The sequence below is a fragment of the Frankia sp. RB5 genome (genome assembly GCF_059816245.1).
This window is the reverse complement of the sequence record NZ_JCBATA010000041.1, coordinates 31,632-49,788: the sequence shown is the minus strand read 5'-3', so window position 1 is coordinate 49,788 and position 18,157 is coordinate 31,632. Positions and strand designations below refer to the sequence as shown.

10 protein-coding genes are annotated in these 18,157 nt (G+C 73.3%); 5 read left to right on the top strand and 5 right to left on the bottom strand.

The genetic code is table 11. From position 1 onward, the window contains the following. Positions 1-163 precede the first annotated feature (163 nt). From AC6EXY_RS21045 to AC6EXY_RS21035, 3 genes are read left to right on the top strand one after another with little or no spacing between them, the layout of a single operon-like run. On the top strand, positions 164-2,539 hold the full coding sequence (locus tag AC6EXY_RS21045) for a TIR domain-containing protein (RefSeq protein WP_499817539.1): 2,376 nt from the start codon (positions 164-166) through the stop codon (positions 2,537-2,539). Next, the gene (locus tag AC6EXY_RS21040; RefSeq protein ID WP_101830894.1) at positions 2,487-3,281 is read left to right on the top strand and encodes a hypothetical protein; all 795 of its coding nucleotides are present in this window, start codon (positions 2,487-2,489) and stop codon (positions 3,279-3,281) included. The genes AC6EXY_RS21045 and AC6EXY_RS21040 overlap by 53 nt, the downstream gene beginning before the upstream one ends. After that, the gene (locus tag AC6EXY_RS21035; RefSeq protein ID WP_101830893.1) at positions 3,278-6,610 is read left to right on the top strand and encodes a helicase HerA domain-containing protein; all 3,333 of its coding nucleotides are present in this window, start codon (positions 3,278-3,280) and stop codon (positions 6,608-6,610) included. The genes AC6EXY_RS21040 and AC6EXY_RS21035 overlap by 4 nt, the downstream gene beginning before the upstream one ends. Before the next feature lie 36 nt (positions 6,611-6,646). Here AC6EXY_RS21035 and AC6EXY_RS21030 read toward each other — a convergent pair whose 3' ends face one another. From AC6EXY_RS21030 to AC6EXY_RS21015, 4 genes are all read right to left on the bottom strand, one after another. Then, positions 6,647-9,013, bottom strand: a complete 2,367-nt coding sequence (locus AC6EXY_RS21030; RefSeq protein ID WP_499817540.1) for a serine/threonine-protein kinase — start codon at positions 9,011-9,013, stop codon at positions 6,647-6,649. A gap of 250 nt (positions 9,014-9,263) precedes the next feature. Further along, positions 9,264-10,538, bottom strand: coding sequence for a cytochrome P450 (locus AC6EXY_RS21025; RefSeq protein ID WP_101830891.1), 1,275 nt, complete (start codon positions 10,536-10,538; stop codon positions 9,264-9,266). Between the two features lie 180 nt (positions 10,539-10,718). Then, positions 10,719-13,070, bottom strand: a complete 2,352-nt coding sequence (locus AC6EXY_RS21020; protein WP_101830896.1) for an ATP-binding cassette domain-containing protein — start codon at positions 13,068-13,070, stop codon at positions 10,719-10,721. 75 nt (positions 13,071-13,145) lie between these two features. Further along, positions 13,146-14,111 carry an NADP-dependent oxidoreductase gene (locus AC6EXY_RS21015; RefSeq protein ID WP_101830889.1) on the bottom strand — a complete coding sequence of 322 codons (966 nt, stop codon included), beginning with the start codon at positions 14,109-14,111 and terminating at the stop codon, positions 13,146-13,148. Positions 14,112-14,253: 142 nt separating this feature from the next. Here AC6EXY_RS21015 and AC6EXY_RS21010 point away from each other — a divergent pair, with 142 nt between their 5' ends. Both AC6EXY_RS21010 and AC6EXY_RS21005 read left to right on the top strand, forming a co-directional pair. Then, positions 14,254-14,913: a TetR/AcrR family transcriptional regulator gene (locus tag AC6EXY_RS21010; protein WP_101830888.1), complete on the top strand. Its 660-nt coding sequence runs from the start codon at positions 14,254-14,256 to the stop codon at positions 14,911-14,913. A gap of 217 nt (positions 14,914-15,130) precedes the next feature. Continuing rightward, on the top strand, positions 15,131-16,375 hold the full coding sequence (locus tag AC6EXY_RS21005) for a cytochrome P450 (protein ID WP_101830887.1): 1,245 nt from the start codon (positions 15,131-15,133) through the stop codon (positions 16,373-16,375). 391 nt (positions 16,376-16,766) lie between these two features. On the opposite strand, the gene AC6EXY_RS21000 is transcribed toward AC6EXY_RS21005, so the two are convergent. Next, positions 16,767-18,071 carry a cytochrome P450 gene (locus tag AC6EXY_RS21000; RefSeq protein ID WP_499817541.1) on the bottom strand — a complete coding sequence of 435 codons (1,305 nt, stop codon included), beginning with the start codon at positions 18,069-18,071 and terminating at the stop codon, positions 16,767-16,769. Between the last annotated feature and the right edge of the window lie 86 nt (positions 18,072-18,157).

Sequence of the window (18,157 nt, the reverse complement as noted above, 5' to 3'; positions counted from 1 at the left end):
AGGCTTTCCGGAGAAGCCGTTCCTGTATGCGCCGATGTCACCGTCCTGCCGAATCCCGGACAGAAACACGCGCCGAAAACCAGGTCGCACACTTTCCGACCAGGGACCTCACCTCTGTTCCGATGCCCCGGGGCGGGGGTGGCATAATGCGAAACGGGTCGGCATGGGGGACGACCCGAAACGGGGGTACGGCGTGGCGGCGGGCTGGCATTTCTTTCTGTCCTGCGCCAAGGATGATCTCTCCTGGGGTGCGTGGCTCGCCTGGGAGCTGGAGTCCGCGGGTTATCACGTCCTGTTCCACGGCTGGGATGTCGTGCCCGGATCGAACACGAGTACGCATATTCAGGACGGCCTCGTCAACGCGGAACGCACCATCATCGTTCTGTCGGCGGCGCACCTGCGGACCCTGGATGACTCACCGGGATGGCAGGCTGCCATCGCCGCCGACCCGTCGGCAGCGGATCGGCGCGTGGTACCGGTCCGGATCGAGGAATGCGACCTGCCGGGGCTGCTGAGCCGGCTCGCCCCGATCAACCTCTTCGGTCTCGCCGAGGACGACGCTCGGGCCACGCTCCTGACTCGCGTCCGGCACACGATCGACGGACGGGCGAAGCCCGCCTTCGCACCACCGTTTCCCCGCCGATCCGAGCCAGCCGCACCGCCCCGCGTCCAGCCCGCGTTCCCCACCGCTGCCCACATCGCCTCCCACCCACCGGGCGCCGGCACCACCTCCCACGACGAGGCCGACGTGGGGGCCGAGCCCGGCAGCCCCGTCCCGGCGCGCAGCGACAGAACTCCGACCGGCACCACCATGACGGCGCGCCTCGACGACGATCCGTCGGCCAGCGCGGATCCGCAGCGGCCGACGCGGCCAGGCGCGACAGGCACTCCGGCACCCTGCACGGCCACGGAAGCCGATACGACCACGGATGCAGAAGCCGATTCGGCCACGGAAGCCGATACGACCACGGATGCAGAAGCTGATTCGGCCACGGAAGCCGATACGACCACGGATGCAGAAGCTGATTCGGCCACGGAAGCCGATACGACCACGGATGCGGATGCGGGCACAGCCGCGGGCGCCGCGGACGATGGCCGTCCAAGGGCCAGTACGCGCGGCACTCCACGGCTGACCCCTCCGTCTCGTCAGGCTCAGGGCGGCCATCGAACCCGGACGACGCTGCCCTGGGCGGCGCTGCCCGCGGATCGCGTCGTGCAGCTGGCCGACACGACCGACGCGGCTGTCCGGTCCGCGCTCGACCCGCTGCCCGACGACGCCCCCGCCATCGTCGCCTACCGTCCACTCCCGATGGGCTCGCTCGCCGCCGGCCAGCGTGCGCTGCTCGCCGACCTGGAGGCCGTCGCCGCGACGATGTATCCGGCCTGGCTGCCCGGCGCCGAGCACATCGAGTCGGCGGGCGGCAGCGGGGCGGCAGCGGTCCGGGCCCTGGCCAGGCGTGCCGCCACCGAGGCCGACGTCTTCGCCCCCTATCTCGCCGAGCTCGCCGAACGCGCGCTCCGCGGATCCCCGGCCCCGCGGGCGTCGACGTTTCCGCCCGACGTGCGCGCCGCCGGCGCGGCCTGGGCGATCGCCCGCGGGTTCCAGCGGCAACGGCTGGTGCTGCTGGTCGACCCCTCCGCGCCGACCGTGCCCATCGGCGACCAGAAGCGCCTACTTGAACTGCTCACCTGGTTCACCTACCAGGGACGGGCGGGTGTCTGGCTCACCGCTCGCCCCGCCGACGCGTCCGGCGGGCGGACGAGGGCGCTGGCGTGCCCCGCCAGTGGCCGCCCGCATCCGGTGGACGGGCCGGTTCCCACAGTGCCGTGGCCAGCCGGTCCGCGCCGCACCCCGCGGCCAGCTCGTGCGCCCGCGGGTCAGGCGAGTGCGGCGCCCGGCGGTGCCGCGCCGCGATCCTCGTCGAGCCGAACGTCGCCGGCCCGATCCTCGCTGACCCGAACGTCGCCACCGCGCTCGACGCCACCGCGAGCGACGCCCGCGCCGCCATCCGACGAACCCGCCGTCTCCCGGACGCCCTTCGCGGGCTCCGGGTCGGGAGCCACCGCGCGACGGTCTCCAGCCGGCGCGTCCGGTGCCCGGGCGATGCTGCCCGCGGTGGTGGGACAGCCCCACCCGGCGAGCCGCGCGGAACGCCGGCTTGAGAACGCCCTGACCGCTCGGCCATGGGCGGGCGGTCGGGCCTGGAACCAGCCGTACCGGTCGACGCCGCTGTCCGACCTCCACTACCTCGACCTGATCTGGCGGGCCGAGCGGCTGGTCGTCGAGGTGGACGGTCCGGAGCACCGCGGCCTGTCGCACTACGAGAGCGACCGGCGGCGCGACAACGAGCTCCAGTTCGACGGATTCGTCGTCCTGCGTTTCACCAACAGCCGGATCTTCGACGACGTCGACACCGTCGTCGACGAGATCGAACGCCACGTCCAGGCGTCTCGCCAGACGCCGGAAGAAAGGAAAGGGAAGTCCCATGACCCGCGACGCGGCGGCGAACCGCGACAGATCCGCCCTCACCGACCGTGAGGCAGCCATCCTCCTGGTCCTGCTCACCCAGGACCAGCCCGTCTCGAACACGGTGCTGAAGAACACGCTGGGCTTCACGCTGACGGGCGCGGAGCGTCGTCGGCTCAACGACCTGCGGCTCGTCGAGAGCGGCAAGGTGCCCGGGCACGGCAACGTCATCTTCCACGAGGTCACCGACGCTGGCTGGGCCCGCGCCCAGCAGGAGATGGCGCCGCGGGCGACGGCGCCCACCGGGACGGTGCCCTCCTCGTTCCTGTTCGCCATCGCCGCCGTCATCCACCGGTTCGTCGGCCGCCAGCGCCTGGCGGCCGGCGACGTCTTCCGCTCCGAGCCGCCACCCGTGCCAACTCGTCCCGCCGCCGTCCCTGCCGCCGCCCCCGACAGCGGTCCCGCGGTTGTCGCGGCCGGCGACCGCGGGACGGCGACGGCGACGAACGGGTCGGCGGCCGACGCGGCACGAACGGCGGCCGCCTCGGCCGAGGATCTGGAGTTGGCGATCCGGGCGGCCTATGCCCGGCTGGCCAGCGGGCCCTTCGACTGGGTCCGGCTCGCACTCGTGCGACCACTGCTCGGCGACGCGGCGAAACCGGGGGTGGACCGCGTGCTGCGCCAGATGGCGCGGCAGCCTGACGTCCGCATCGTGCCGGACGAGGACCAGAAGTCGCTCACCGCGGCCGACCACGCGGCGGCGGTGCGCATCGGTGACCACGACAGCCACCTGCTGCTGATCGGCTCGGCATGATCAGCGAACTGGACGCCCTCGCTGCCATCACGCTCGGCTGGGTGCATGATCTCGACGACGTCTGGCACACCTCGCCGGTGCACGTTGACGGCGTGCACACCCAGCAGCGCACCAGAATCCTGGCCAAGCTCGACCAGACCACCGCCCGCAACCCCATCGGCGTCGTCATCCAGGGCCAGGCCGGCACCGGCAAGACCCACCTGCTCGGCTGGACGCGCCAGCAGGTCGTGGCCCGCGGCGGCTACTTCTTCCTGCTCGGCGCGCCCAGCGGCGAGAACTTCGGCGCGGGCGTCGTCAGCGCGATGCTGGCCGACCTGTGGCGGGAACTCGACGGGGAGACGCAGGCGGACAGATTCCTGCGCCGGCTCTGCGAGCAGCTCGCCCTGCCGCCCAGGGTGGCCGCCGCCCTCCTCGGTGATGCCACGCTGCGTCCGAAGCATCTCAAAGACCTCCTCACCGCGTTCGGACGGCGCTATCCGGCGCTGATCCGACAATGTCGCGAAACCCTCGCGGCTTTCGTCCTGTACAAGGCGGGCACCTTTGACGACATCCCCGTCGGTGATGCGTACCTGCGCTCGTTGAGCGAACAGGAGCCGGGCGAGCGGGCGCGCTGGGGAATCCGATCCGAGGCCCGGCCGCCCATGGAGATCGTCCATGACCTGTCCCGGCTGCTGGCGCTGACCGGCCCCAGCATCCTCGCCATGGACCAGATCGACGGGGTCGTGACCGAGGCGCCGGTACGCGGCGACGGTCCGCCCGCCTCCGGCGACGGTGATCTGTATCTGAACGCGCTGGCGAACGGCCTGCTGGTCCTGCACGAACGCACCGAACGAACGCTGTGCCTGCTCACCTGCCTACCGGCGACCTGGATCAGATTCCGTGAGCGAGCGGTGACGTCGCTTCGCGACCGCTTCAGTGACGGCATGCCGCTGAGCAGACTGGATGATCCGGCGATCACCTCCACGATCGTCGAGCGCCGGCTTGGCGAGGAGTTCGGCCGGATCGGCTTCATCCCGCCCTATCCGACCTGGCCGGTGGCCCGCGCGGCCTTCGACGGGGCTCCTCAGTACACACCGCGCGAGCTGCTCCAACGCATCGTCCGGCATGTGGACGAATGCCTGGCGGACGGCGTGGTCCGCGAACTGCACGATTTCACGGACCAGGTGCCGGGCAGACTGCGCGACCAGGACGACATCATCGTCATGGCCCCGCGCACCGACGACGTCAGCAGAGCCGAGGACGAGGACGACGTCGACGGCGATCGGCAGGAGGACACCGACCAGGACGTCCAGGGACCCGACGGTGGCGGGCCCCGCATCGGCGCTGATCCCGCGCTGCTCGTGGCCATCGACGCGGAGTTCGCCGGGCTGCGCACCGAGGTTCCGGCCGTCATCCCGGCCAACGAGGACTTCGTCGTACCGGCGCTGCTGAACGCCGGGCTCACCGCGTGGATCGCCGAGAACGGCGCGGCCGGCGCCGACTTCGATCTCGATCCGAGCCCGAGCACCCGACCGCCGCTGCACGCCCGGCTCTCGCGCACCCTCGACCGGGACACCGGCGAACAGGCGCACTGGTGCTTCCGCGCGATCACCGCCAGCCACGGCAACGCGATCCTGCCCCGCATCACGACCGCGTGCACCAGCGCCGGCATCGTCGCCGGCAACCCGCGCCGCCAGCTGTTCCTGCTGCGCGGCGCCGACTCCGAGTGGAGCAGGGGGGCGAAGACCCAGCAGGCGCTCACCGCCTTCGCCGACGCCGGCGGTCGCCTGCTGCCCCTGGACCCGGACGACCTGGCCACCTTCACCGCACTGCGGACGCTGCTCGACCAGCGCCGGCCCGGACTGCGCGACTGGCTGACCTCGCGCCGCCCGGCCAGCACCACCTCCCTGCTGCGCACCGCCCTGGCCAACGCGACCGGAGCCAGGGGTGCGACCGGCTCGACGGCAGAGGTGGCCGCGTCGGACGGCCTCGGGGCGCGGAAACGCGGGTCCACCGCCGCGGTGCCGCCGACGACGTCCACGCCCGCATCGGCATACACCTCGACATCCACACCCGCGTCCGCCTGGGCGCCCACGCCCATGTCGACGTCCAGGTCCGCGTCGACGTTCGTGCTCGGGGCGGCGTCCGCCGACGGCGCGTCGGCGCGTGTCGATCTGTCGGTGCTGCGGCGGCACGTGGCGATCTTCGCGGGCTCGGGGTCGGGGAAGACCGTCCTCATCCGGCGCCTCGTCGAGGAGTGCGCGCTGCGGGGCGTATCGTCGATCGTGCTCGATCCGAACAACGACCTGGCCCGCCTCGGCGACGCCTGGCCGGCCTCGCCGTCCGGCTGGGCCGACGCAGACGCGGACGCCGCCGCCGAGTACCTGGCCGCGACCGACGTGGTGATCTGGACGCCGCGCCGGGACGGAGGCCGGCCGCTGAGTTTCCAGCCGCTGCCCGACTTCGCGAGCCTGCGCGACGATCCCGACGAGTTCGAGGCCGCGATCGACGCGGCGGTGGCGACCCTGGCCGCCCGGGCGAACGTCACCGGCAACACCGCCCGGGCCAGCGTGGGCCGCGCGATCCTCACCGCGGCGCTCCGTCACTTCGCCCGCGGCAACCGCACGGGACTGGCCTCGTTCGTGGACCTGCTGGCCGACCTTCCGGACGGCATCGTCGAGGGCCTCGACCACACGAACAAACGGCCGATCGAGCTCGCGCAGGCGCTGCGGGCCGCGATGGTCACCGATCCGCTGTTCGGCGGCCAGGGGGAGCCTGTCGACCCGGCGACGCTGCTGCGCCCGGCGGACGGCCGGCGAGCCCGGATCTCGGTGATCAGCATGGTGGGGCTGCCCCAGGACGAGCAGCGGCAGAGCTTCGTCAACCAGCTCCAGCTCGCCCTGTTCTCCTGGGTGAAACGCAATCCCGCCGGCGAGCGGCCCCTCGGCGGCCTGTTCGTGATGGACGAGGCGCAGACGTTCGCCCCCGCCGGGCCGACGACGGCCTGCACCGCCAGCACGCTGGTCCTCGCGTCGCAGGCCCGCAAGTACGGCCTCGGGCTGGTGTTCGCGACCCAGGCACCGAAGAACCTGCACAACGGCATCCCGGGCAACGCGACGACCCAGCTGTTCGGCCGGCTCAACGCGCCGACGCAGATCGACGCCGCCCGCATGATGGCCCGCAACGCCGGCGGTGACGCGCCGGACATCGGCCAGCTCGGCGTCGGCGAGTTCTACGCCACCAGTGAGTCGCTGGCCTTCGAGAAGATCCGCACCCCGCTCTGCCTGAGCCACCACCCGTCCTCACCGCTGACGGCCGAGGAGGTCATCGACCGGGCCCGCCGCGACTGACCGGGCCCGAGCCCGACGGACCGGCCCCGGTCCGGCTCAGTACAGGACGCGCTGGCCGGGACCGGTGCCGGAGCCGGTGCCTCCGGCGGCGGCCAGGATGCGCGCGGTCACCCGGTAGACGGAGGCCTGGGTCGCGTCGTTGCAGGAGTAGTACAGGTCGCCGCCGCGGTCGACGGCGACGGAGAACAGGCGCTCGGTGTCGCCCACGCACGTCCCGGTCACGAGGGTGCGCGCGTCCCAGGTCCCGGCGCTCGTCGGTGTCAGGCGCCGGATGCTGCGGGAGCCGGGCTCGGTGTACAGCACGCCGGTGCCGTCGGGAGCCGGGGCGAGGGTCGTGATCGGCGCCCGGTCGAGGCGCTGCTGGACGAGGGTGGTGATCGTCTGGCCGGTGACGAGGTGAATGCGGGCGTAACCGTCGGCGTAGGACAGGACGAACACCCGGCCGGCGCCGTCGACCGCGACGCTGTAGGCGTTCTCCAGCGCAACCTCGGTGGCGCGGTCGGAACGCGCCGAGTAGGAGCGCTCCCGGGTTGCCCGCCGGTCCCCGTCCGCGCCGGCCCCGTCGCCCGCGATCAGGCGGGCCGCGGTGGAGCGGTAGGCGCCGGAGCCGCCGCCCGGGTCGATCCGCCAGACCTGCCCGGCGTACCCGGTGGCGATGTACAGGGCGTTCCCCGGGCCGACGGCGACCGCGGACGGCGTCCCGATTTGGGCCCCGACGCCGCGCGGGCCGTCCCCACCGCCCCGCGGGCAGATGTCGGCCGGCGCGCGCCCCGCGTCCGGATCGCCCGTCGCCGAGGCGGTCGGGTCCGACACGGCGTCGGCGCCCTCTCCGGCCGCGGGCCGCCCGGCGACGGTCTCGATCCGCCACGGCTGCCCGGCCGGGCGGTAGACCCGCCGGACCACGCAGTTCCACTCGTCCGCGACGAAGACGGAACCTCCCGCGGCGGCCACGCCGGCCGGTCGGTGCAATGCCGCGACCGCCGTCGGCTCGTCCCGGGCCTGACCCGGCTGTCCGATCCGGTCGGCCCCGTCGACACGGCCGACGACGGTCGTCGCCGCCGTGCCGTCGAATCGGGTCACGGCGTGCTGGCTGGAGTCAGACAGGTAGACGCCGCCACCATCGGCGCTGGTCACGGCGGTGGCGTCCGCCGTCAGGCTGATCAGCCCGCGCAGCGGGACGGGCGCACTGACCGGGTACACCGCCGGCGGCCGGCTGCTCGCGGGCGCCGCCGTGGGCGTGTCACCGCCCCGACCGACCTGCAGCACCCCGGTCAACAGCAGCATCACCACCACCGCCACGACCACCACCGCGACGGCGATGCTCACCGTCGCGGACCACCCCACCCAGCCGCCACGCCCGGCAGGCGGGCCACCGGGCGGCACCGGCGGGTCGGATCGCCATCCCCAGCTTGCCGTCGTCAGCGGCCGATCCGGCGGGTAGCGACGCGTCGGCGTGACGGGGACGCTGCCGGCGAGCTGGCGCAGGTCCTCGTCGCCGCGGAAGCTGATGCCGCTGGCGGCGAGCCAGTCAGGGCCGAACGTCCAGGTGGCGGCGGCGACGAGCTCCTCGGCGAAGGCGAGGGCGCCGGGCTGCCGGTCGGCCGGGTGCTTCGCCAGCGCCCGCATCGTCACCGCACCGAGGCCGGCCACCGCGGACGGCAGCGGGCGGGGCGCGGCGCTGCGGTGGCGTTCGGCCATGACGTGCGGGCGCCGGTCGACACCGAACGGCGGCGTCCCGGCCAACAGCTCGTAGAGGACCGCGCCGAGCGAGTAGACGTCGACGCCGACGCCGGGGACCGCGAGGTCGAACTGCTCGGGCGCCAGGTACGGCGTCGAGCCGATCACGCTGGTCGGTTCGGCGGCGCCGGTCGCCTCCAGCAGCCGGGCGATACCGAAGTCGGTGAGCCGGGGCGAGCCGTCGGCGGCGAACAGGATGTTGGACGGCTTGATGTCGCGGTGCAGGAGGCCCTCGCGGTGCACGCGGTCGAGGGCGACGGCGACGGCGGCGACGACCGCGCAGGCGTCCGCCGGGGTGAGCCCCTCGGCGGCCCGCCGGGTGAGCGTGCCGCCGGGCAGCAGCTCCATCACGATCAGCGCGAGCTCGGGGGTGCGGATGTAGTCGTAGACCCGAACGATGTGCGGATGGTCGAGCCGGGCGATGATCTGCGCCTCGGCGTCGACGTCCGCGACGGCGGCGGGATCCGCCGCGGGCAGTTCCAACACCTTGATCGCGACGGGCCGGTCGAGGCGGCGATGCCGCCCGGCGAGCACCCGGCCGAATCCGCCCTGGCCGAGCTCCGCGCCGATGTCGTAGTCGGGCAGCACCGCCTGGACGTGGGCCCGCACGATCCCACCGTGCCCCGGCACGTTCACCCGGTTCTCGCGCACACCGTTCTCACGCACACGGCCCTCGCGGCGTCGACGTTCCCGCCGCTGTGACGGCCGCGGGTCGAAAGAAACCATCCGTGGCCCGACTATAACGCCCGTCGCACCGCCGGCAGAGACGCCGAACCCGTCACGAACCCGACGTCGCGTCCGGCAGGGCGACAGGCCTGGCAGGGCGACAGGCCTGGCAGGGCGACAGGCCTGGCAGGGCGACGGCGACGGCTGGGCAGCTAAGACGGCGGGGGGCGAGGTCAGCCGGCGGGCGACGTCAGCCGGCGGGGGTGAGCCGGACCGGCAGGGTCGAGGGGCCGCGCACGGACAGGTGCGGGCGGTACGCCGGCTCGGCGGCGATCTCCACCCGGGCGACCCGTTCGACGAACGCGCCGAGCATGATCTCCGTCTCGAGCCGGGCCAGCGGCGCGCCGAGGCAGTAGTGGATGCCCTGGCCGAAGCCGAAGTGACGCGGCGGCGCGGTGGGGCCGGCGTAGCGGGTGACGTCGAAGCGGTCCGGATCCGGGTAGACGGCGGGATCGCGGTGCGTGGCGGCGGCCAGCGCCAGGACACCCTCACCGGCGTTCAGCCGCTGCCCGGCGATCTCGACCTCGTCCACCAGCACGGTGCGGCCGAACCACTGGATCGGCGGGTCGAACCGCAGCGCCTCCTCGACCGCGGCCGGCACCAGGTCGGGTCGGGCGCGCAGCGCCGCGTACTGCTCGGGGTCCCGGGCGAGCGCGAGGACGGCGCCGGCGAGCAGGTTGACGCTCGTCTCGTAGCCGGCGACGAGCAGAAGCACGCACAGTTCGAGCAGCTCCGCCCCGGACAGGTGGTCGCCCTGCTCCTGGACGGCGATGAGGTCGCTGAGCAGGTCGTCGGTGGGCTCGGCGCGGCGCCGGGCGATCAGCTCGGTGAAGTAGCCGGCGAACGCGGTCGTCGCCTCGGCCCGGGCCGCCCGCTCCGCCGCCGACAGCATCTGGTCGGGGTCGATCCCGCGGGTGAGCGCCGACGCCCAGCCGCCGAAGACCTCCTCGTCCCGGGCCGGCACCCCGAGCAGGGTGCAGATCACCCGCAGCGGCAGCGGCCGGGCGAAGGCGTCGATGAGGTCCACCTCGCCGCGCTGGACGGCGTCGTCGAGCAGCTCGGCGGCGAGCTGGCGGGCCTGCGGGCCGAAGCGGCCGACCCGGCCGGCGGTGAACGCCCTGCTGACCAGGCGGCGCAGCCGGGTGTGGGTCGGCGGGTTGGCGCGCAGCATCGACTGCAGGCCCACCTGCGGGGCGCCGGCCTCGTCCGCCACCGCCCGGAAGGGGCTGTCCGCCATGACCGCGTGGCCGAGGGCCGGGTCGGTGAGGATGCGCTGGCAGTCCTCGTACCGGGTGAGCATCAGGATCCTCGGCGCCTGCGGCGCCACCCAGTGGTGGCGACCCGCCTCCCGCAGCGCCCGGTACAGCGGGTACGGATTGGCGCGCTGACGGGGATCGAAGACGTCGCTCGGCCGCGCGGCGACCGAACCGCCGGCGTCGATCAGTTCGGTGGACCCGGTCGTCATCGTCCTCGTCCTTCCGATGGCGCCCGGACAGCGCACGGGGAAGGTCCACGCGGCCGGCCGGGTCGCTGGGCTCTGCTGGAGCGGATGCTACCGTGCCCGGCCGCCCACGGATCGTGGCATCATCCCGTCCCCGGCCGTCGATACCGCCTTCCAATCAGACGATGGCACGGGGCCGTGCGGTCAGGCGCCGACGTAGGCGGCGAGGTGTTCGCCGGTGAGGGTGGAGCGGGCCGCGACGAGGTCGGCGGGGGTGCCCTCGGAGACGATCCGGCCGCCGTCGTGACCGGCGCCCGGCCCGAGGTCGATGATCCAGTCGGCGTGCGCCATCACCGCCTGGTGGTGTTCGACGACGATGACCGACGTGCCGCCGTCGACGAGCCGGTCCAGCAGGCCCAGCAGCTGCTCGACGTCGGCGAGGTGCAGGCCGGCGGTGGGCTCGTCGAGGACGTGGACGGCGCCCTTGTCGCCCATCCGGGTGGCGAGCTTGAGCCGCTGCCGCTCGCCGCCGGACAGTGTGGTCAGCGGCTGGCCGAGGCCGAGGTAGCCGAGCCCGACGTCGGCGAGGCGGCGCAGGATCGTGTGCGCGGCCGGGGTGCGCGCCTGACCGGAGCCGAAGAACTCCTCCGCGTCCGCGACCGACATCGCCAGCACCTCGCTGATGTCGTGCCCGCCGAACCGGTATTCCAGCACCGAGGCGTCGAAACGCTTTCCGTCGCACTCCTCGCAGGTGCTGGCGACGCCCGCCATCATCGCGAGATCCGTGTAGATGACGCCGGCCCCGTTGCAGGCCGGGCAGGCGCCGGACGAGTTGGCACTGAACAGTGCCGGCTTCACCCCGTTGGCCTTCGCGAACGCCTTGCGGATCGGTTCGAGCAGCCCGGTGTAGGTCGCCGGGTTGCTGCGCCGAGAACCGCGGATCGGCGTCTGGTCGATCGACACCACCCCGGCGTCCGCGGGGATCGATCCGTGTACGAGCGAGCTCTTGCCGGACCCGGCGACGCCGGTGACGACGACGAGCACGCCGAGGGGAATGTCGACGTCGACGTCGTGCAGGTTGTGCGTCGAGGCGCCGCGGATCTCCAGCCGGCCGGTGGGAGTTCGGACTGTCTTCTTCAGCGCGGCCCGGTCGTCGAGGTGGCGGCCGGTGACGGTGCCGGAGGCCCGCAGCCCGTCGACGGTGCCCTCGAAGCAGACGGTGCCGCCGTCCGCGCCGGCGCCGGGGCCGAGGTCGATGACATGGTCGGCGATCGCGATCATCTCGGGCTTGTGCTCGACGACGAGCACGGTGTTGCCCTTGTCGCGCAGCCGCCGCAGCAGGCCGTTCATCCGGGCGATGTCATGCGGGTGCAGGCCGGTGGTGGGCTCGTCGAAGACGTAGGTGACGTCGGTGAGCGCCGAGCCGAGCTGGCGGATCATCTTGACCCGCTGCGCCTCCCCGCCCGACAGCGTGCCCGACGGCCGGTCGAGCGAGAGGTAGCCCAGGCCGATCTCGGCGAACGAGTCGAGGGTGTGGCGCAGGGCGGTGAGCAGCGGGGCGACCGTCGGCTCGTCGAGCTCGCCGACCCAGTCGGCCAGGTCGCTGAGCTGCATGGCGCAGACGTCGGCGATGCTGCGCCCGCCGATCAGCGACGAGCGGGCGGCCTCGGCGAGCCGGGTGCCGTCGCACTCGGGGCAGACGGTGAAGGTCACCGCCCGGTCGACGAACGCGCGGATGTGCGGCTGCATCGCCTCGCGGTCCTTGGCGAGCATCGACTTCTGCAGTTTCGGGATCAGGCCCTCGTAGGTGAGGTTGATGCCCTCGACCTTGATTTTCGTCGGCTCCTTGTGGAGCAGCGCGGCGAGTTCGGCCTTGGTGAAGCGCCGGATCGGCTTGTCGGCGTCGAAGAAGCCGCAGCCGCCCAGGATCCGTCCGTACCAGCCGTCGACGCTGTAGCCGGGGATGGTGATCGCGCCCTCGTTGATGGACTTGCTGTCGTCGTAGAGCGCGGTCAGGTCGATGTCGGAGACCGAGCCGCGGCCCTCACAGCGCGGGCACATTCCACCGGTGCGGGTGAAGGTGACCTTCTCCGCCTTCGCGTCCGTGCCGCGCTGGACGGTGATGGCGCCCGCGGCGCGCACGGACGGGACGTTGAACGAGAACGCGCCGGGCGGGCCGATGTGGGGTTGACCGAGCCGGCTGAACAGGATGCGGAGCATCGCGCCGGCGTCGGTGGCGGTGCCGACGGTGGAGCGCGGGTCGGCGCCCATCCGCTGCTGGTCGACGATGATCGCCGTGGTCAGCCCGTCGAGGACGTCGACGTCGGGCCGGGCCAGCGTCGGCATGAATCCCTGGACGAACGCGCTGTACGTCTCGTTGATCAGGCGCTGCGACTCGGCGGCGATCGTGCCGAACACCAGCGAGCTCTTCCCCGAGCCGGACACACCGGTGAACACCGTCAGCCGCCGTTTCGGCAGCTCGACGCTGACGTCCTTCAGGTTGTTCTCCCGCGCGCCGAGCACACGGATCAGATCATGAGTGTCGGCCGCGTCCATGCCGAACACCCTAGGCGCACCCGTCTGACCTGAGCTTCTCCGTTTCTGCTCGGGTGCGCCAGCGGCGGTCGGGGGTCAGCTGGGGTGGTCGACGCGCAGGACGATCTTGCCCTGGATGTGGCCGCGCTCGGCCCGCTCGTGCGCGCGCCACGCCTCGGCGAGCGGGAAGACCTCGTCGACGGCAACCCGGATCTCACCCTCGTCGATCAGAGCGACCAGTTCGGCGAGCTGGCCGCCGTGCGAGCGCACCTGCCCGCCGCCGTGGCGGACCCCACGCCGGGCGAGCTCGTCGTCGTGGTAATCACCGAAGAAGATCGGCACGAGCCTGCCCCCGTCGCGGATCGCCGGCGTGAGCAGATGGCCGTGCGGCCCGCCGACGGTGTCGAACAGCACGTCGACCTCCTTCGCCACGTCGGCGACGCGGGTGGTCGTGTAGTCGATGTACTCGTCCGCACCGAGGCCGCGCAGGAACGCCTCGTGCCGGGTGGACGCGACGGCGATGACCCGCGCGCCGGCCCGGCGGGCGAGCTGGACGAGGAAGTGCCCCACACCGCCGGCGGCGCCGTTGACCAGCACCGTCTCCCCGGGGGACACGGGGGCGATGTCAGCGAGGAACTGCCAGGCGGTGAGGCCCGCCATCGGCACCGCCGCCGCGTGGACGTGGTCGATGCCAGCGGGCTTGCGGGCCAGGTCACCGGCCGGCGCCGTCGTGTACTGCGCGTACCCCCGGCCGCTGCCGGTGACGGTCGGGAACCGGAGCAGGCCGAGGACCTCGTCACCCTCGGCCCACGAGGTGACCCCGCCGCCGACTCCCACCACGACCCCGGACACGTCCGTACCCGGTGTGAGCGGCAGCGGGACGGGGGGACGAAAGTCGGCGGGGATCTGCGGGTAGCCGGCGCGCGCGTAGAGATCTGGCGGGTTCACCCCGGCGGCGTGCACCTCGACGAGTACCTCGCCGGCGCCGGCCTCCGGCCGCTCCACCTCCTCCAGCTGGAGTTCGTGGGGCGACCCGACGTGGTGGACGCGGATGGACTTCATGGCACCTGGTGTCCTCACGGGTGTGGGTGGACGGGATAGCGTGCGGATCAGCGCTCCAGCATCAAAGCGGAGCAGTGCTCCGCAGCGTAACAGGAGCGGCGCTCCGAATACGGGCGCGCGCCGTCATCACCCCGGGATGTGAATGCCAGTGACAGCCCACGCGAGGCCGCCGGAGCTGTCCCGCCAGCGCGACCAGCGGGCCGACGCCCGCCGCAACCACGACCACCTCCTCGAGGTGGCCCGGCTCGTGGTGGCGGAGCAGGGAGTGGGAGCCTCGCTGCGCGACGTCGCCCGCCGCGCCGAGGTCGGACTCGGCACGCTCTACCGGCACTTCCCGACCCGTGAGGCGCTGCTGGACGCGCTGCTGCGGCAGGGCTTCGCCCGTCTGGTCGAGCTCGCCGACGAGCTCGCGGCGACCCACACCGCCGTGGACGCCCTGACCGCATGGCTACGTGAACTCGCGCTCAGCGCCGCCGTCTACCGGGGACTGCCCACCGCGCTGGCGGCGACCCTGGATGATCCCGACTCGGCGTTGTCGACGGCGTGCGGCGCGCTGCGGCGGGCAGGCGGCCAACTGCTGGCGAACGCCCAGGCCGAGGGGTCCGTACGACCGGACGTGACCGGACTCGACGTCTTCGCGCTCGCCACGGCCGTGGCCGCCCTGGCGGAGCAGGGTCCGCTCGCCGAGCGCCGGGACCATCTGCTCGGCGTCCTGTTCGACGGCCTGCGGCCGGGCCCGCCGCTCGCCACCCAGCCCCTCCCCCGCGGCCCGCGGGACGACGCAGGTCCTCCGCACGGCTGAGCGCGGGCGCCCGACGCCGCACCGCGTCACGCCACGCCACGCCACGCCACCAGCCACGCGATATCCGTTTCATATCGCGCGATGCGAACCCGCCGCTGTCCCAGACGCGCACGTCGTTCGGATCGGACGATGGGCCTCACCGGGCCGGCGCCATGCGCGAACGATCCGGGTGCCCGCGGGCAGCCGTCCAGGCCGGCGTCACGAAGGAGCGGGATTCATGAGCACAGCGGAGATCGGCAACGTCGTGCCCGACGCGCTCGACCTGTTCGATGACGCGCACCGCGTCAACCCCTACCCGGGATACCGGCGGATGCGCGAGAACCCGGCGCCTACGCGGATCCGTCTCGCCGACACCGAGGTCACGGTGCTGTCCCGGTTCGCCGACTGCGCCGCCGTGCTGGCGAGCCAGGCGTGGGGTCACGGCAACGCCGACCGGCTCAGCCCCTTCTGGGACCAGGAGGCGAGCCTGCCGGGATCGTTCATCCGGATGGACCCGCCGGACCACCGCCGGCTGCGCGGACTGGTCAACAAGGCGTTCAGCGCCCGGATGGTCGCCGACCTCGCACCTATGATCACGGATCTGGTCGACACCTTCGTCGACCGGGCCATCGCCGACGGCGGGCTCGACGTCGTGCGGGACCTGTCCGGCCCGCTGGCGCTGGCGATGGTCGGACGCCGGCTGCTCGGCGTGCCGGAGGAGGACGCCGAACTGCTGCGCTCCTGGGAACTGGCGATCGCCCGCGGCACCGACCCCGAACCACTGCTCTCCCCCGCGGAGATCACCGCCCGGGACTCCGCCGGCAAGGCCGTGGTCGCCTACCTCGCGGACCTGGTCGCCCGCCGCCGCGCCGACCCGCAGGACGACCTGCTCAGCCGGCTCGTCGCCGTCGAGGAGGCCGGCGAGGTGCTCTCGGCCGCGGAGGTCCTCGGCATCTGCGTGCTGCTGCTCGTCGCCGGCATGGAGACCAGCATCAACCTGGTCGGCAACGGCATCCACGCCCTGCTGAGCCACCCCCAGCAGCTCGACCGCCTGCGCCGCGACCCGGACCTCGTCGGCCCGGCCATCGAGGAGATCCTGCGCTACGACACCCCGACCCAGTTCACGATGCGGGTGGCGCTCACCGACACCACCGTCGGCGACCAGACCTACCAGCGGGGCGACGGCGTCATCGTGCTGATGGGCTCGGCGGACCGCGACGATGACGTCTTCGGCGCCGGCGACGAGCTCGACGTCACCCGCTACGCCCGCCCCGGCGGTCCGCGTCACCTCGGCTTCAGCCTGGGCCTGCACTACTGCCTCGGCGCCCCGCTGGCCCGCCTGGAGGCGTCCACGGCGATCCGCACGCTGATCACCCGGGCCCCCGGGCTGCGCCTGACCGACGCGCCACTGGACTACCAGCCCAGCATCATCCACCGCGGCCTGCACTCCCTCCCCGTCGAGATCACCACCGCCGCGAACTGACATCCGGCCGCAGGCGGTTGGGTACCGGGAGGCCGGACGCTGGAGGACATGTTGTCGCAGCGCAGCTGCAGCGCCCGGAACCCGACCGGCCCGTGCACACGGTGCAACACGGCACCGACTGAGCCTGAACCCGGACGAAGCGCCCCATGTCCAAAGAGCGCCACGTCGGCCTCAGCACCAACGTCGCCGGCCCCGGCGGGTCAACACCGCGACCGTCATCACCTCCGTGCTGGTCGGCGATACTCAGCCCATCGGGGTGTACGCCGAACGCGGATACGCCGTCCCGCAGCCGGTTCCGGATGATGTCCGCGCCGCATACGACAGCCTGGTTGCCGCCGGCTATACCAGCCGCCTGATCTCCTGACGGTCGGCCGCGGTCCGTGGAGGGAGGTCAGGCGGGACGCAGGCGGACGGGTAGTGCGGCGGGGCCGCGGCCGACGATGTGGGGGCGGTAGGTCGGCGCGCGGACGAGGTCGATCGCGCTCACCCGCTCGACCAGCGCGCCCAGCATGATCTCGCCCTCCAGGCGGGCCAGCGGGGCGCCGAGGCAGTAGTGGATGCCGTGACCGAGCGCCAGGTGGCGGGCGGGCTGGGTGGGGCCGGCGTAGCGGGTGACGTCGAAGCGGTCGGGGTCGGCGAAGACGTCGGGGTCGCGGGTGGCGGCCGGGATCAGGAGGACGACGCCGTCGCCGCGGCGCAGCGACTGCCCGGCGATCTCCACCTCGGTGAGGGCGGAGCGCAGGACGAGCTGGATCGGCGGGTCATACCGCAGCGCCTCCTCGACCGCGGACGTCACGAGGTCGGGCCGGGCCCGTAGCGCCGCGTACTGCTCGGGGTCGCGGGCGAGGGCGAGGACGGCGTGCGCGACCAGGTTGACGGTCGTCTCGTAGCCGGCGACCAGCAGCAGCTCGCCAAGCTCGACGAGTTCCTGGTCGGACAGGCTGTCGCCCTGTTCCTGGACGGCGATGAGGTCGCTGAGCAGGTCGTCGCGGGGCTCGGCGCGACGCGTCGTGATCAGGTCGGTGAAGTAGGCGGTGAACCCGCGGTTGCCCGCCGTCCGCGCCGCCCGTTCCTCGAGGGTCACCGTCTGGATGGGGTCGGCCGCACGGGCCAGCGCCGAGGCCCAGTCGCTGAAGACCTTCTCGTCGGCGGCCGGCACGCCCAGCAGCGTGCAGATGACCCGCAGCGGCACCGGCCGGGTGAGACCGCCGACGAGGTCGACCTCGTCCCGTCCGACGGCGTCGTCGAGCAGCTCGGCGGTCAGGTCGCGGGCAAGCGGCTCGAAGCGGGCGACCCGACCGGGCGTGAACGCCCGGCTGACGAGCCGGCGCAGCCGGGTGTGGGTGGGCGGGTTCGCGCGCATCATCGAGCGCAACCCCTCGTCGGGTCCTTCGCGGTACGAGCTCTCGGACGGCGGGAGGTGACCGAACGCGGGGTCGGACAGCACGCGCTGGCAGTCCGCGTGCCGGGTCAGCGCGATCATCCGCGCCGACGCGGCGAGCCAGTGGCTGGCGCCGGCCTCGCGGATCGCGCGGAAGATCGGGTAGGGGTCGGCCCGGTTGGCCTGGTCGAAGACGCCCGCCGACAGGGCGAGCGGAGCGGCCTGGTCAGGCTGCGCGGGCTGGACGGGCTGGACGGGCTGGACGGGCTGGACGGGCTGGACGGGCTGGATGGGCTGCGAGGGTCGCGTGGTCAAGGCCGGTCCTCCGGGACGCGTCCGGACGCGGTGCGGGTGGGACGGGGCGGGCCCGGGTGGCGACGACGCCACCCGGGCCCGCCCCG